The organism is Bradyrhizobium sp. USDA 3240 (genome assembly GCF_054063295.1).
In genome coordinates this window covers 111,372-126,003 of record NZ_JBSSGD010000002.1, presented here as the reverse complement: position 1 = coordinate 126,003, position 14,632 = coordinate 111,372, and the positions used below count along the sequence as shown (strand labels likewise).

Here is a 14,632-nt window from a genome sequence, read left to right as displayed (position 1 = left end):
ATGAGCTTTTCCAGTGCAGGTTATCAGTTGCAGCCGGTGCTGCCGGAGCTGGTGCTCGCGGTCGGCGCCATGGTGCTGTTGATGATCGGAGCCTATCGCGGGCAGGGGACGACCCGGCTGATCACCGCGCTCGCGGTGTGTCTGTTGGTCCTGACCGGCGTGCTGGAGCTGTGGCTGCCGGCCGGCAAACTCGTCACCTTTGGCGGTAGCTTCATCGTCGACGACTTCGCCCGTTTCCTGAAGGTCCTCGCTTTGATCGCCTCCGCGGCGACGCTGATCCTGTCGACCGAGTACCTGTCCCAGCCGTCGACCCGCAACTTCGAGTTCTCGATCCTGGTGCTGCTGTCGACGCTCGGCATGATGGTGCTGATCTCGGCCGGCGACCTGATCTCGCTCTACCTCGGCCTTGAGCTGATGAGCCTTGCGCTGTACGTCGTCGCCGCCAGCCAGCGCGACAACGCCAAGTCGAGCGAAGCCGGCCTGAAGTATTTCGTGCTCGGCGCGCTGTCGTCGGGCATGCTGCTCTACGGCGCCTCGCTGATCTACGGCTTCACGGGCACGGTCAGCTTCGCCGGCATCGCGGCCGCCGCGACCACCGGCAGCATCGGCATCGTGTTCGGCCTGGTGTTCCTGCTCGCCGGCCTCTGCTTCAAGGTCTCGGCGGTCCCGTTCCACATGTGGACGCCCGACGTCTATGAGGGCGCGCCGACCCCGGTGACGGCGTTCTTCGCCTCGGCCCCGAAGGTCGCGGCGCTCGCCGTGTTCACCCGTGCGACGCTGACCGCGTTCCCGGGCATCGTCACCCAGTGGCAGCAGATCCTGGTGTTCGTGGCGATCGCCTCGATGGCGCTGGGCTCGTTCGCCGCGATCGGTCAGACCAACATCAAGCGGCTGATGGCCTATTCGTCGATCGGCCATATGGGCTTTGCGCTGGTCGGCCTCGCCTCCGGCACGGTCGAGGGCGCGCAGGGCGTGCTGATCTACATCACGATCTATGTCGCGATGACGCTCGGGACCTTCTCGATCATTCTGGCGATGAAGCGCAACGGCCAGGCGCTGGAGCAGATCAGCGATTTCGCCGGTCTGTCCCGCACCAACCCGCTGATCGCATTCATCTTCGCAATGCTGCTGTTCTCGCTGGCCGGCGTGCCGCCGCTCGCCGGCTTCTTCGGCAAATGGTACGTGTTCGTCGCCGCGATCAAGGCCAATCTGTTCACGCTCGCGGTGATCGGCGTGCTGACCAGCGTGGTGGGCGCGTTCTACTATCTGTCGATCGTCAAGGTGATGTATTTCGACCAGCCGCTCGGCAAGCTCGACCCGGTCCGCGTCGAGCTGCGCACCGTGCTGGCGGTCGCAGGCATCTTCAACATCTTCTTCTTCGCCTATCCGGGCCCGCTGGTGAGCGTGGCCACGGCGGCGGCGAAGTCGCTATTCTGATGCACATGATCCCGAAAACAGGGCGCTGGCTTTCGGATCGGATCATGCGCATAACCTCACTATGACCTTCACGCTCGGATCTCGGGCCATTGCGGCGGGCTATAAGCTCGCCGCCTTCGACCAGATCGGCTCGACCAACGCCGAGGCGATGCTGCGCGCCCGCGACGGCGAGCAGGGGCCGATGTGGTTCGTCACCACCGAGCAGACCGCAGGGCGGGGCCGGCGGCAGCGGGTATGGATCGCGCCGCGCGGCAACCTTGCCAGCAGCATTCTCGAATTGATGGACGTTCCGCCGGCCGTTGCCGCGACGCTCGGCTTTGTCGCCGGGCTGTCGGAGGAAGCCGCCCTGGAGAAGGTCAGTGTCGAGGCGGCCCTTCGTCTCGGTTCTGACCGGCCGAGATATGCGCTGAAGTGGCCGAACGACGTGCTCGCTGGTGGCGCGAAGCTGGTTGGCATCAATATGGAGGCCGAAGCCGTCGGCGATCGCCTCGCGGTGGTTGTCGGCATCGGCACCAATGTCGTGGCGTCGCCCGAGGGCACGCCGACACCTGCGGTGTCGCTGGCCGAGCTCGGCGTCCAAATCAGTGCGGAAGAGCTGTTCACGGCGCTGTCCGATGCCTGGGTCGAGTTCCGCGGCATCTGGGACAACGGCCGCGGCTTTGCGGAGATCCGTCGGCGCTGGCTCGAGCGCGCGGCCGGGCTTGGCGGCGAGGTCGCGATCAACACGGGCTCGGCGACCATCGAGGGCATCTTCGAAACCATCGACGAGACAGGTTGTCTGATCGTGTGTACGGCCGAGGGCAAGCGTGTCCCGGTCGCGGCGGGCGAGGTCTATTTCGGCAGCGCAGCCTCTAAGAGGGCGGTGTGATGGCGCGACCTGACGAGCTTACCTTTGCACCGCTCGGCGGCGTCGGCGAGATCGGCATGAATTTGTCGATCTATGGGCTCGGTAACCGACACCAGCGCTCGTTCCTCGCGGTCGATCTCGGCGTCTCCTTTGGCGACGAGGAGCATCTGCCGGGCATCGACCTGATCATGCCGGATGTGCGTTTTCTCGAGAAGGAGCGCAACAATCTGATGGGCCTCGTGCTGACGCACGCTCATGAGGACCATTTCGGCGCGATCATCGATCTCTGGCCGAAGCTCGGCTGCAAGATCTACGCAACTCAGTTCAGCGCGGCGCTGTTCGAGGCCAAATGCGCCGCCGAGCGCAATCCGCCAAAGATCCCGATCACGGTGATCCCGTCGGGCGGCCGGGTCGATATCGGCCCGTTCAATGTCGAGTTCATCCCGGTGGCGCATTCGATTCCGGAATCGCACGCGCTGGCGATCAAGACCGATGTCGGCATCGTGCTGCACACCGGCGACTGGAAGATCGATCCGACCCCGATCATCGGCCTGCCGACCGACGAGCGGCGGCTGCGCGAGCTCGGTGACGAAGGCGTGCTGGCGCTGGTCGGCGATTCCACCAACGCTGTGCGCGACGGGCGCTCGCCCTCGGAGACCGAGGTTGCCGCCACCATCAAGAAGCTGGTCAAGGCGGCCAAGGGCCGGGTCGCGGTCACGACCTTCGCCTCCAATGTCGCCCGCGTGAGGGCGGTGGCGGACGCTGCGAACGCCGCCGATCGCGAGGTCGTCGTGGTCGGCCGCGCCATGGAGCGCGTGGTGCAGGTCGCGCGCGAATGCGGCTATCTCGACAGCTCGCACAAATTCCGCAGCACCGACTATTACGGCCATTTCCCGGCCGACAAGGTGCTGGCGCTGTGCACCGGCAGCCAGGGCGAGCCCCGCGCCGCGCTGGCCCGGATCGCCAACAACGATCACCCGCAGGTGACCCTGAACAGGGGCGACACCGTGATCTTCTCCTCCCGCACCATCCCCGGCAACGAGAAGGCGGTCGGCGGCATCATCAACGGGCTGGTGACGCAGGGCGTCGAAATCATCACCGACCGCGAGCATCTGGTGCACGTCTCCGGCCATCCGCGCCGCGACGAGCTGCGCGACATGATCTCCTGGGTGCGGCCGCAGCTGCTGATCCCCGTGCATGGCGAGGCGCTGCATCTCGCCGAGCACGCCAAGCTGGCGCGCGCTGCGGGTGTCCCGAAAGTCCTGACCTGCCGCAACGGCGACCTCGTCAAGCTCGGGCCCGGCGATCCCGGCATCGTCGGCGAAGTGCCGTCGGGCCGGCTCTACAAGGACGGAACCATCCTGGAGGACTCCAAGTCGCGCGCCGTGGTCGAGCGGCGGCGGATGGGTTTTGCGGGCTGCGCCTTCGTGGCCATCGCCATGACCGCGCAGGGCGAGATGGTCGACGATCCCGAGGTTGATCTGGTCGGCATGCCGGAGAACAATGCGGCGGGCGAGCTGCTCGACGACATCGTGTTCGATGTCGTGGTATCGACGATCGAGGGCTTGCCCAAGCCGCGGCGCCGCGATCCGGACGCGCTCGGGGAATCGGTGCGCCGCGCGGTGCGGGCCGCGCTGAACGAGCAGTGGGGCAAGAAGCCGATCTGCGTCGTGCACGTTCTGACGGTCTGACACACGCCTTTAAGGCGTGCGCAACGACAAAGGGAGAGAGATATGCTGGGCCGGCTCAATCACGTCGCCATTGCGGTCAAGGACGCCAAGCAGGCCGCCAAAATCTACGGCACGGCCTTCAATGCCGAGATTTCCGATGCGGTGCCGCTGCCGGAACATGGCGTCATCACCGTGTTCGTGACGCTGCCCAACACCAAGATCGAGTTCATCGAGCCGCTCGGCGAGGCCTCGCCGATCGCAAAGTTCGTCGAGCGCAACGCCGACGGCGGCATCCACCATGTCTGTTACGACGTGCCCGACATCATCGCGGCCCGCGACCGCATGATCGCCGAGGGTGCGCGGGTGCTGGGCGATGGCCAGCCGAAGATCGGCGCGCACGGCAAGCCGGTGCTGTTCTTCCACCCCAAGGACTTTTCCGGCGCCTTGGTCGAGATCGAACAGGCCTGAGACCACATGGCGTACCAGATCTCCACCGGGCTTGCGATCTACTTCGTCCTTTGGTGGCTCGTGCTGTTCCTGACATTGCCGTTCGGCATACGCAGCCAGCATGAGGACGGCGTCGGCGCGCCCGGCACCGACCCCGGCGCGCCGATCATGGCGCGGATGGGCCGCAAGCTGTTTTGGACCACGCTGATCTCGGCCGTGATCTTCGCGATCGGCATGTGGGCCTATTATGCCGGCTATCTCTCGGTCGAGCGGCTGTCCAAGCTGATGGGGATGCCGTTCTAAAGCCGACCAGGATCTGATGCCGATGGAGTGAGGATCAACCTCACCTCGGCGATGCGGAGGAGGCGACCACGATGAACCTGCAGGCCCAGCCAGGCTCCGGGCAGAGCGCCTATCGAATCCTGCGGGAAGCCGATCTGCGCGACTATCTCGCGAGCCTTCCCGGCATCGTCACCCAACTCGGCGGAGCGCCGGCCGACTGGTCGATCAGCGAGGTCGGCGACGGCAATCTCAACCTCGTCTTCATCGTCAAGGGCAGCAGCGGCGGCATCGCCGTCAAGCAGGCGTTGCCCTATGTGCGGCTGGTCGGCGAGAGCTGGCCGCTGCCGCTGTCGCGAGCCCATTACGAGCATCTGGCGCTGGTGCATCAGGCACGGCTGGCGCCGAACCTCGTGCCGGCGGTGCTGCATCATGATGCGCCGCTCGCGCTCACCGCGATGGAGCTGCTTGAGCCGCACATCATCATGCGCAAGGGCCTGATCGGCGCCACGCGTTATCCGCGCTTTGTCGAGGATGTCTCGACTTTCCTGGCGCAGACGCTGTTCTTCACGTCCGACCTGGCGCTGTCGGCTGCGGATAAGAAGCAGGGGATCGCCGATTTCGCCGGCAACCACGCGCTCTGCAAGATCACCGAGGATCTGATCTTCACCGACCCCTATCGTATCGCCGAGCAGAATCGCTGGACCGCGCCGTATCTCGACGCGACGGCGGCGGCGTTCCGCGAGGATCTCGACCTCCATGTCGCGATCTCCAGGCTCAAGCTGAAATTCATGGCGAGCCCGGAGGCGTTGCTGCACGGCGACCTGCACACCGGCTCGATCATGGTCACCGACAGCGAGACCAAGGTGATCGATCCCGAATTCGCCTTCTATGGTCCGATGGGTTTCGACATCGGTGCCGTCATCGGCAATCTCCTGATGGCCTATCTGGCCTCCGCCGGTCATGAGCGCACGCCGGGCGAGCGCGCAGCGTTCGAGGCCTGGCTCCTGGAAACCATCGAGGGCGTCTGGAGCGAATTTTCGCGCAAGTTTCTCGCGCTGTGGCGCAGCGAGGCTGATGGCGACGGCTATCCGGCGTCGCTGTTCGCGGGCGAGGCCGGCGCCGCGCGGCTGGAGGCGGAGCGGCAGGCCTATATGGCGCGGCTGTTCCAGGACACGGTCGGCTTCGCCGCCGCCAAGACCATCCGGCGCATCCTTGGCCTTGCGCACAACATCGATTTCGAGTGGATCGCGGACGAGAAGCAGCGCGCGATCTGCGAGGCACGCGCCCTCAAGCTCGCTCGCAACATGATGCTGGAGGCTGCGTCCTACACGACGATCGGCACAGTCACCTACGCCGCGCGTGAGCTCCGCCACTGGCAGCCGGAGTTCGCCAGATGACCGGGAGCACTCGATCGTCGTGTGCGGCAAGGATCGGCCAGGATTGTTTGGCAGGCCGCCCCGGCATGAACTAACTTTCGGCCGGACGCACGAAACAGAGAATGCCGGCCTCAGGCGTGAAACAGACCACGGCGCGGTTCGTCGGATTGTCGGTTCTGTTGATGATCCTGTTCGGTGGGACCCGCAGCCAGAATGGCGCCGACAACTTCCAGCGACCATCGATTAGGACTTCGTAGCCGTCTCGGTCCTGTCGGAACTCTACCGTCCGGCAATCCGCAATCGAGCAGCACGATGCACCGGTGCCTGGTTGCTTCAGGCTCTCAAACCATGGGGCAACCGCAGGATTTGGGTTATCGGGCGGTGCTGCTACCGCGGCCTGACTTAGAGCAAGCCCGGCCGCGACCGCCATTTTCCAGCCGATCCTCTCACGGTGTGCCCTCGACGCTGACAAAGGCGAGCCCTCCGCTGCCCACCAGAGGTTAGCGAATATTTGGGCCATTGCCACGGCGCTTGAGTACGGAATTAACCATGAGCGAGCGATGAGGGGCCCAACTTCAGCTCCTGACCTGGAGCGAACATCAGAGCTTCATAGCTGGTGAAAATCACCGAAGGCGGCGGCACGCTGCCAGCGATCGCGCGTTGCGCTCGAGCAACACCCTTTGGAAAAGCGTAGGGCCAACGGCTTCCGCCCATTGCGCGTTTACATTTTGATCCAAATGATTGACCCCGTCGCGTGCTTGGCTGTGCAACAGGGCTCGGATCGGGCCTTTGGAGGCTACGGGATGATGAACCCGCGGCGAATTGCGACGGTGACGCCAGAGCTGTGCGGGGCGGTCGTTCTCGCAGGTTGGCTCGCTGCCTGGCTTGCTGGCTTTGCCGGTATGGGGAACTTTGGAGCAGCGCCCATCGAGGGCCTCGCACCATCTCTCGCCGCCAATGCCGAACTGGCCGATACGCCACAGACACCTGCAGCCAGCAACGTTGCCAACGTGAACGCTGAGGTGACGATGGCTGCCGAACCCGTGACGGAGCCGGCCTTCACGACGGCCACCCTGCAGGCAGACGTCACGCGCAACGCTGTCGCTAACGTCGACGCGGCGATGGCGGTTGAATCGATGCCGGCGACGACCCCTGATGCGACGGCGACCTCAAGCGAGCCGAAATCGATTGTCGTAGCGGCGTTGCCGGATTCGTCGCAGACGCTGCCGGTCGAAACATCGCGGGTGCAAACGACGACAGCGAGCGCGCCTCCAGTGTCGAGCGACACCAAGGAGGCCGCGAGACCCCTGGATATTTTCGAAGAGTGCCTCGTCGTTGACGTGTGCATCGACCGGTACCTGTGGGCCCTCTACGAGCGGACGCCCAAGGAAGACACCATCAGCGTACAAGAGCAGCGGAAAGTAACGGTCAAAAGGAAGCGCAAGACGGTGACCGTCACCAGGACGTTCAGCAGGCGCGTCGATAACGATTTCACGTGGAAGGATCCGAAGGCGGCGGGAAGAATGGGCATGCCGATGATCGACTACGTGATTGGAGGGGTGGATCGGGGCTTCAAACTCAAGCTCTTTCATGCGCTCTACGCGGCGGAGCAGGCCGGGTTGTCGCCCGGGATAACCAGCGCGTTCCGCGATGACTACCGTCAATCGATCGCGAGCGGCCTGAAGGCGGCGTCCGACAAGTCATACCATGGAGGGAGCTTCCGCGGTGGCTACGGCCACGGGCTTGCCGCTGATATCGTGAGCGTCAAAGGCGCGACGCGCGCGGAGCGTTGGGTTTCCACTGAGGCCCTTTGGAAATGGATCGATGCGCGCGGATCGGACTTTGGAATCGGACGACCGTATCTCAATCGAGATCCACCGCATGTCGCGCCGATAGACGGCAAGGAATACGCCGCTCACCGCGGCGGGACGAAAGCTCAACACGCGGAAGCGGATATCAAGAAGCGCAACCGGGGCGCTCTGCAGGTCGCGGCGAAACGATCAAAAACCGCAAAAGCGTCGAAGGGGAGAACGATCTGATCCGGTTCGGCTGCGCCTTTCAACACGACGCGGGCAAGAATGCCTAGCAATCCCATCATCGTACAAAAATATGGCGGCGCCTGTCTCGAAACACCGGCAAGAATCCGCGCAGTGGCGAGCAGTGTCGCTGATTTGCATGGCCGTGGTCATCGTGTCGTGGCGATCGTTTCAGCGATGGGCAAGACCACCGACGAACTCGTCAGGATGGCCTATCAGATCAGCCCGCATCCCAATCGCCGCGAACTCGATATGTTGTTGACCACCGGCGAGCGCATCAGCATGTCCTTGATGAGCATGGCGCTATCTGATCTAGGCGTGCCGGCGATCAGCTTTACCGGCAGTCAGGCCGGTGTGATGACCGACGGATCCCATTCATCCGCACGCATCTTGGATGTGCGGCCCATTCGTGTGCGCGAAGAGCTCGATCGCGGACGCGTCGTGGTCTTGGCGGGCTTCCAGGGCGTCGATCCGCTGACCAAGGAAATCACGACGCTTGGCCGGGGTGGCAGCGATACCACTGCGGTCGCCATGGCTGCGGCGCTCAAGGCGGAGTGCTGCGAGATTATCAAGGAAGTCGACGGAGTGTGCTCGGCTGATCCTCGCATCGTCGCGGATACAAGACCCTTGCGTCAGCTGGATTTCGCATCCCTGTCCGAAATGTGTTTCTGGGGCGCAAAAGTCCTGCATTTCCGCAGCGTGGAGCTGGCCCACAGCCAAAACGTGCCTCTGGTCTTGAGAAAGTGGGGCGGCGCTCGACACAGCACGCAAGTGACGAAGGAGGTCGCGGACATGGAGAACGGAAAAGTCCTGGCCGTCAACTCAATGGCTCGCATTGAGCACGTGGAGATCGATTCGGCGAACCTCAATCAAGGCTTTGAGAAGTTCGCGCTGCATCTCAAGCAAAATGGCTTGCCTTGGCCGCAACTCCTGGCCTCGGCTTTCACCGCCGACAAAACCCGCATCATGATGACTTGCGATTCGGAGACACTCGACGCGTTGCTCCGCACACTGGAAGGGAGCAAAGACCTGCGCAAGCAGCGCGAGACTCTGAGTTCGGTGAGCCTCACTTGCTTCGGCGGCATTTCTTCGGACCTGCCATACAAGGCGGTTCAGATTCTGCAACATCACGGGATCATCGCCGACAAGTATGTCTTGTCATCGCATTCGGTAAGTTTCTTTGTTCCGGTGGAGAGCCGTGAGGCCGCGGTCAGGGCTTTGCATTCGCTGATCTAGCACTGCGAATTCGCGATGGCGCGGATGAATGATCGTGCACGCGGTGTCGGCGCGATTTGCGATCGCCGCCCATGCCACTGAGTTGCCCGACGGCGCAAGCTCGGGCGAAATGTGCCCCGAGAACGCAAAGCAGCGTCCCCATACTCATCGTCGTCCTGGCGAAGGCCAGGACCCATTGCCCCAAGTGATCGTTGTTGCGCGACGCTGGAACGACGAATCCCATTCACAACTCCTGCTGCGGGGGATGGGTCCTGGCTTTCGCCAGGACGACAGCGGTGGATGTGCCGCGATATCGACAACTGGAGAGGACGAGCGCCTCCGGCACGTTCATGCCGAGCGGTTTCAGCAAACTCACTCCGCTGCCTGCTCCCGCAGCCGCTGCGCGTAGACGTTGATGATCAGCGCGGCGAGCAGGATCAGGCCGCGGATCAGGATCTTCAGGAAGCTGTCGATGTTGACGTGGTCGAGGCCGTTGTTGAGCACGCCGAGCACGAACAGGCCGACGATGGTGTTGCCGATGCCGCCGCGGCCGCCGAACAGGCTGGTGCCGCCGACCACAACGGCCGCGATCGAATCCAGGAGATAGGTGTCGAACTCGTTCTGCTGCGCGCTGCCGAAATGCGCGACGCCAAGCATGCCGCCGATCCCCGAGCAGACCGCCGAGATCACCAACACGCTGCCGAGGATGAGCTTGACGTTGAGGCCGGCAAATTCGGCGGCCTCGCGGTTGCCGCCGACCATGTAGACGTAGCGGCCGAAACGCGTGTAGGTCAGCACCAGATGGCCGCCGAGCAGCATCACCGCGGCGACGATCACGATCCAGGGGATGCCGCCGATCGAGCCCGAGCCGAGCGTCGTGATCAGCGGCGGCACCTTGTAGGCGATCTGGCCGCGCACCAGAAGCGCCGAGACGCCGGCCGCGATCTGCATCATGGCGAGCGTCATGATGAAGGAGGGGATGCCGATGATGGTCAGGCCCAGGGCGTTGACGAGGCCGAGCAGCGCGCACAGCGCCAGCGCCAGCAGGATCGCGACAAAACCCGGCATCGGGATATTGGCGATGTTGACGTAGGACTCCTGCAGCGTGAAGTACGCCACCGCAATGCCGGTGACGTTGGCGATGCTGGCGATCGACAGATCGATCTCGGCGCACAGGATCACGAAGGTGAGGCCGACCGCGATGATGCCGGTGACCGACACTTGGGTGAGGATATTGCCGAGATTGTCGATGGTCGCAAACGACGGGCTCGCGATCGCGAAGAAGCCGCTGAGGAAGATCAGCGTCAGGAACGGCGCGATGTTGCGCATCTGCGAGCGCAGGAACGGCGCCAGCCCGCGCGGCCGCTTGTGATCGGCTGGGCTCGTCGCGCTGTCACTGCTCGCCATGATGACTCTCCATTACGCCGCCTCGAGCAGCCGATCCTTGCTGACTGCTTCGCCGGCGAATTCGCGCACCACCGCGCCGCGCTTCAGCACCAGGATCCGGTCGGCCAGCGACAACACCGTCTCCGGCTCCGTCGACAGCACGATGATCGCCAGTCCCTTGGCGCGGAGGTCGCGCACGATGTTGATCACGTCGTTCTTGGCCCCGACATCCATGCCGCGGGTCGGCTCGCACAGCACGAGCAGGCGCGGCGGGTAGGTCAGCCATTTCGCCAGCGCCACCTTCTGCTGGTTGCCGCCCGAGAGCATGCCGAGATCGAGGCCGACCACCGGCGGCCTGATCTGCAACTGCTCGACCTGGCGCTGGGCGATGGCGCGCTCGCGCACCGGCTTGAGCAGCAGCGCCGAGATCCGCTCGAGGATGCTGATCGAGATGTTCTTGTAGACCGGCTCCTGGTGGAACAGCATGGCGCGGCGGCTCTCCGGCACCAGCGCAACGCCGGCCCGCCGAGCGGCGGCGGTGCTGCGGAAGGTTTTCGCGGCGCCATCGACGACAAGCGTTCCGCCGTAGGGTCTCAGCTTGCCGAACAGGATACGCGACAGCTCCAATTGGCCGCAGCCCATGAAGCCGTAGATGCCGAGCACCTCACCGGCGCGGGCCTCGAACGAGACGTCCTGCAGGCTGCGGCGGAGCGAGAGCTGATCGACCTTCAGCACCGTCGAGCCGCCCCCCGGTTGCGGGAGCATCAGGTCGTCGGTGTAGCTGTGCTCCAGCGCCTCGCCGCCGCGGCCGATCATGGCTTCGATCAGCGCGCCCTTGGTGGTATCCGCGGACGCGGTCTCGGCGATCTTCCGCCCGTTGCGGAACACGGTGACCACGTCGGACACCCGCAGGATGTCCTCGATGAAATGCGAGATGAAGACGATGCTGGTGCCGTCGTCACGGAGCTTGTGCAGCGTCGTGAACAGGCGCTCGACCTCGGGTGGGGAGAGGGCGGAGGTCGGCTCGTCGAGGATGACGATGCGCGCGCCGGAGAACAGCACGCGGGCGATCTCGATCAGTTGCTGCAGGCCGATCGGCAGGTCGCCGAGCCGCGTCATCGGATCGACGTCGATGCCGAACCGGGACAGCTGCTCGCCGGCCTCGCGCGCCATCCGCCGCCATTGTACGAAGCCGAGGCGGTTGGTCGGCTGGTTGCCGAGGAAGACGTTCTCGGCGACGGTGAGATCAGGCGCGACGCTGAGCTCCTGATGCACCATCCCGATGCCGGCGGCATGGGCGTCGCGGGTGGAGCGGAAGCGGGTTTCCTTGCCGTCGAGCACGAAGCGGCCGGAGAACTCCGGATGCACGCCGGCGATGATCTTCATCAGCGTGCTTTTTCCGGCGCCGTTCTCGCCGACGAGACCATGGATCTCGCCGGCGTGCAGCGCGAAGTCGACCCCACGAAGGGCTTCGACACCGCCGAAGGCCTTCGTGATCTGGTTCAACTCGAGGATCGGGGAGCGTCCCTGCGACATGCGGACCGCTCAGATCAGGAAGTGATCCTCCATCCATTGCATGCCGGCGGCGTTGGCCTTGGTCACCACGGGACCATCGGTCACGACATTCTTTGGAATGCCCTGGCCACTCTTCTCGCCGCCGACCACGGCAGCGACGCCCGCGACGATCGCACCGCCATGGATGCGGCAGGACGGATTGCGCACGGTTGCGAACATGCGGCCTTCGCTGACCGCCTGGATCGCCGGCGGCATGGCGTCGACGCCGCCGATCAGGATGTTGGTGCGGTTGTGCGCCTTCATGATGTTGGCGGCGGCAAGCGCCATGTCGTCATTGTGGAAGAACGCCGCGTCGATCTGCGGATATTTTGTCAGGTAGGTTTCCCAGAGCCGGGCGGTCTTGGAGACGTCCCAGTCGGCGGGCTGGGTATCCAGCACCTCGATGTTCGGGAATTGCTTGACGACCGAGTTGAAGCCCTTGGCGCGGCCCTGCGCGCCGGTGTGGCCGAGCGCGCCCTGGGTCATGATGACCTTGCCCTTGCCGCCGATCGCGTTGCACAGCGCCTGCGTCACCGAGGCGCCCATGAACTCGTTGTCCGGGGCGAGGAACGAATGGACGTTGATCTGGTCGAGTGGCGCGATCAGCGTGTCCATGTCGATCACGGGGGTGCCGGCGTCGATCATCTTTTGCACCGGCTGGGTCAGCGTGCCGATGCCGAACGCCTGGATCGCGACGAAATCCCATTTCTGCGACGCCATGTTGTCGATTGCGGCGCGCTGCTTGACGGCATCGAGCTGGCCGTCGAACCAGGTCACCTCGACGTTGAACAGCTTGCCCCAGAATTCTGCGGCCTGCTTGCCCTGCGCGCACCACGTCGCCTGCAATCCGGCGTTGGAGAACGCGGCTTTCAGCGGCTTTTCCGAACGTCCCATTTCGGCTGCGAGCGCGGACGTCGTCACGCCCATTCCGCCGAACAGGCCGGCCGCAGCTCCGCCTGCCGCCGCCAATTGCAGAAGGTCACGCCGAGTCGTCGACGCCTTGTCCATCCCCTTGTCGGTTCCTGGCATTGTTTGCTCCCTCTTCGTTTTTCTGACCGTCGGCGTCAGTTGCACGCGCCGCGGATAAAGGGAGTGTGTCACAATCGGAACGGTGACGCTACGCCCTCGCGTCCACGAGATGTTTCTGTTGCAGCACGATGGCCTCGATGTCGCGAAGCAGCTTGTGCCACGCAGCATCGATCTCGTCAGACCATTGCTCGCCGACAATTTCGCGCAAGCAGTCCGCGATCACGGCGAAGAATGCGACGAACAATTCGCGCGGCGTCCCGTAGGCATCATGCGAGAACACTTCGGATTCGATCAGGCGAAAATGTCCGCGGCGCTCGCCCGCGAAATCGAGGATGGCTTCGATCGTCAACGCCAGCATCGAGCCCTTCACCGGCTCGCTGCCTTCGGTACGAAACATCGCCTGCGCCTCGGGATGTTCGCGAAACAGGCGCTGGTACACGTGCGGCGTCAGATCATCGCAAGCCGCGGCTGCGAGTTCAAAGCTGCGTTCGATTGGATTCGATGATGGAGTCATAGTGCTTTGCGATCATCACATAAAAAAAGAGCAGGGCTCCAAGCCCTGCTCCAAAAATTGTGTCGACCCTATTTGCCCCAAAAATTCGATTTGATCTTGATTCATGGGGTGACGCTGCTTGTGCGCGTCGGGCTCCTCCCGAGACTTGGACCACCAGGACACACCTCGCGGCTGGCCTGAGCCCGAATTGGTAGACTATCTTTCCAGCCTTGTCATCATTTTCGGCAACGATTGTTCAAATTTCGAGCAATTTGCGAAATGATTGGGATAGTGCCACCGGCAGTTGCGAAAGTGAGCTGAAAACACGTGACGGGGTAAGGGGATACAAAGGCCTGTGGAGTGGCCGTGACGCAAGTGTCACGCCCGGCAATTTCCGTCAGCCGGAAGAAATGCGCGAGGTTGGTGATCTCGACTTCCGAGGCCTGTGGTGGTTAGTTCCGTACCGGATGGGTTTTGCGATGCGCCGGCGGCTGAAGATTTTTCTGCCCATAGTCCTGGTTGCCCTGCTGGTGCAGATTTTCGCACCGATCGGGGCCTGCTGGGCGACGAGCCTTGCCCTGTCCGATCCACTCGCGCCTGCCACCATCTGCCATGGCAATGCCGGCTCCGGAGCCGGGCAGGGTGACCAGACCGGTCATGATGCCCACGACGGTTGTTGTTCCGCATGCAGCGTGCTGCAGACCGGTGCGCCCGTTGATAACCCCGAAATCACGGCTCACGCCGTCGAGCGGCCTTCGACGCGCATCGCCTGGCTTGATTTCGCCAACGAATTCGATCGCTCGCAGGCGCGCCTCTCCGCGCAAGCCCGCGCGCCGCCGCTGTTTTCCTGACGACGTTCT

At 63.9% G+C, this 14,632-nt stretch carries 13 protein-coding genes; 9 read left to right on the top strand and 4 right to left on the bottom strand.

Annotated elements, in window-relative coordinates; genetic code table 11:
• The 8 genes from nuoN (at position 1) to ACVIGA_RS00905 (ending at position 9,331) form a co-directional block, all read left to right on the top strand.
• Positions 1–1,437, top strand: a complete 1,437-nt coding sequence (gene nuoN / locus ACVIGA_RS00940; RefSeq protein ID WP_375774963.1) for an NADH-quinone oxidoreductase subunit NuoN — start codon at positions 1–3, stop codon at positions 1,435–1,437.
• Positions 1,438–1,498: 61 nt separating this feature from the next.
• Positions 1,499–2,305: a biotin--[acetyl-CoA-carboxylase] ligase gene (locus tag ACVIGA_RS00935; protein ID WP_456664971.1), complete on the top strand. Its 807-nt coding sequence runs from the start codon at positions 1,499–1,501 to the stop codon at positions 2,303–2,305.
• Positions 2,305–3,975 (top strand): ribonuclease J, encoded by a 1,671-nt coding sequence (locus ACVIGA_RS00930; RefSeq protein ID WP_456664970.1) that lies wholly within the window; start codon positions 2,305–2,307, stop codon positions 3,973–3,975. Before ACVIGA_RS00935 ends, ACVIGA_RS00930 begins: the two co-directional genes overlap by 1 nt.
• A 42-nt stretch (positions 3,976–4,017) precedes the next feature.
• A complete protein-coding gene (gene mce / locus ACVIGA_RS00925; protein WP_016841811.1) occupies positions 4,018–4,422 on the top strand; it encodes a methylmalonyl-CoA epimerase in 405 nt (134 codons plus the stop codon).
• A 6-nt stretch (positions 4,423–4,428) separates the two neighbouring features.
• On the top strand, positions 4,429–4,704 hold the full coding sequence (locus tag ACVIGA_RS00920) for a DUF1467 family protein (protein ID WP_223967252.1): 276 nt from the start codon (positions 4,429–4,431) through the stop codon (positions 4,702–4,704).
• Positions 4,705–4,775: 71 nt separating this feature from the next.
• Positions 4,776–6,080 carry an S-methyl-5-thioribose kinase gene (mtnK, locus tag ACVIGA_RS00915; protein ID WP_456664969.1) on the top strand — a complete coding sequence of 435 codons (1,305 nt, stop codon included), beginning with the start codon at positions 4,776–4,778 and terminating at the stop codon, positions 6,078–6,080.
• A gap of 785 nt (positions 6,081–6,865) precedes the next feature.
• On the top strand, positions 6,866–8,098 hold the full coding sequence (locus ACVIGA_RS00910; protein WP_456670711.1) for a peptidase M15: 1,233 nt from the start codon (positions 6,866–6,868) through the stop codon (positions 8,096–8,098).
• A gap of 39 nt (positions 8,099–8,137) precedes the next feature.
• The gene (locus ACVIGA_RS00905; protein WP_456664968.1) at positions 8,138–9,331 is read left to right on the top strand and encodes an aspartate kinase; all 1,194 of its coding nucleotides are present in this window, start codon (positions 8,138–8,140) and stop codon (positions 9,329–9,331) included.
• Positions 9,332–9,682: 351 nt separating this feature from the next.
• Here ACVIGA_RS00905 and ACVIGA_RS00900 read toward each other — a convergent pair whose 3' ends face one another.
• From ACVIGA_RS00900 to ACVIGA_RS00885, 4 genes are all read right to left on the bottom strand, one after another.
• A complete protein-coding gene (locus ACVIGA_RS00900) occupies positions 9,683–10,717 on the bottom strand; it encodes an ABC transporter permease (protein WP_456664967.1) in 1,035 nt (344 codons plus the stop codon).
• 12 nt (positions 10,718–10,729) lie between these two features.
• The gene (locus ACVIGA_RS00895; protein WP_456664966.1) at positions 10,730–12,232 is read right to left on the bottom strand and encodes a sugar ABC transporter ATP-binding protein; all 1,503 of its coding nucleotides are present in this window, start codon (positions 12,230–12,232) and stop codon (positions 10,730–10,732) included.
• 9 nt (positions 12,233–12,241) lie between these two features.
• Positions 12,242–13,279, bottom strand: a complete 1,038-nt coding sequence (locus tag ACVIGA_RS00890) for a sugar ABC transporter substrate-binding protein (RefSeq protein WP_223967258.1) — start codon at positions 13,277–13,279, stop codon at positions 12,242–12,244.
• Positions 13,280–13,367: 88 nt separating this feature from the next.
• Complete coding sequence (locus ACVIGA_RS00885; RefSeq protein ID WP_456664965.1) at positions 13,368–13,793, bottom strand: globin; 426 nt, start codon at positions 13,791–13,793, stop codon at positions 13,368–13,370.
• Between the two features lie 209 nt (positions 13,794–14,002).
• On the opposite strand from ACVIGA_RS00885, the gene ACVIGA_RS00880 reads away from it, so the two are divergent.
• On the top strand, positions 14,003–14,623 hold the full coding sequence (locus ACVIGA_RS00880) for a DUF2946 domain-containing protein (protein ID WP_456664964.1): 621 nt from the start codon (positions 14,003–14,005) through the stop codon (positions 14,621–14,623).
• Positions 14,624–14,632 lie beyond the last annotated feature (9 nt).

Excerpts from the sequence above, each read along its gene's own strand:
- nuoN (WP_375774963.1), top strand. The coding sequence starts at position 1 with ATGAGCTTTTCCAGTGCAGGTTATCAGTTGCAGCCGGTGCTGCCGGAG.
- ACVIGA_RS00935 (WP_456664971.1), top strand. The coding sequence starts at position 1,499 with ATGACCTTCACGCTCGGATCTCGGGCCATTGCGGCGGGCTATAAGCTC.
- ACVIGA_RS00930 (WP_456664970.1), top strand. The coding sequence starts at position 2,305 with ATGGCGCGACCTGACGAGCTTACCTTTGCACCGCTCGGCGGCGTCGGC.
- mce (WP_016841811.1), top strand. The coding sequence starts at position 4,018 with ATGCTGGGCCGGCTCAATCACGTCGCCATTGCGGTCAAGGACGCCAAG.
- ACVIGA_RS00920 (WP_223967252.1), top strand. The coding sequence starts at position 4,429 with ATGGCGTACCAGATCTCCACCGGGCTTGCGATCTACTTCGTCCTTTGG.
- mtnK (WP_456664969.1), top strand. The coding sequence starts at position 4,776 with ATGAACCTGCAGGCCCAGCCAGGCTCCGGGCAGAGCGCCTATCGAATC.
- ACVIGA_RS00910 (WP_456670711.1), top strand. The coding sequence starts at position 6,866 with ATGAACCCGCGGCGAATTGCGACGGTGACGCCAGAGCTGTGCGGGGCG.
- ACVIGA_RS00905 (WP_456664968.1), top strand. The coding sequence starts at position 8,138 with ATGCCTAGCAATCCCATCATCGTACAAAAATATGGCGGCGCCTGTCTC.
- ACVIGA_RS00900 (WP_456664967.1), bottom strand. The coding sequence starts at position 10,717 with ATGGCGAGCAGTGACAGCGCGACGAGCCCAGCCGATCACAAGCGGCCG.
- ACVIGA_RS00895 (WP_456664966.1), bottom strand. The coding sequence starts at position 12,232 with ATGTCGCAGGGACGCTCCCCGATCCTCGAGTTGAACCAGATCACGAAG.
- ACVIGA_RS00890 (WP_223967258.1), bottom strand. The coding sequence starts at position 13,279 with ATGCCAGGAACCGACAAGGGGATGGACAAGGCGTCGACGACTCGGCGT.
- ACVIGA_RS00885 (WP_456664965.1), bottom strand. The coding sequence starts at position 13,793 with ATGACTCCATCATCGAATCCAATCGAACGCAGCTTTGAACTCGCAGCC.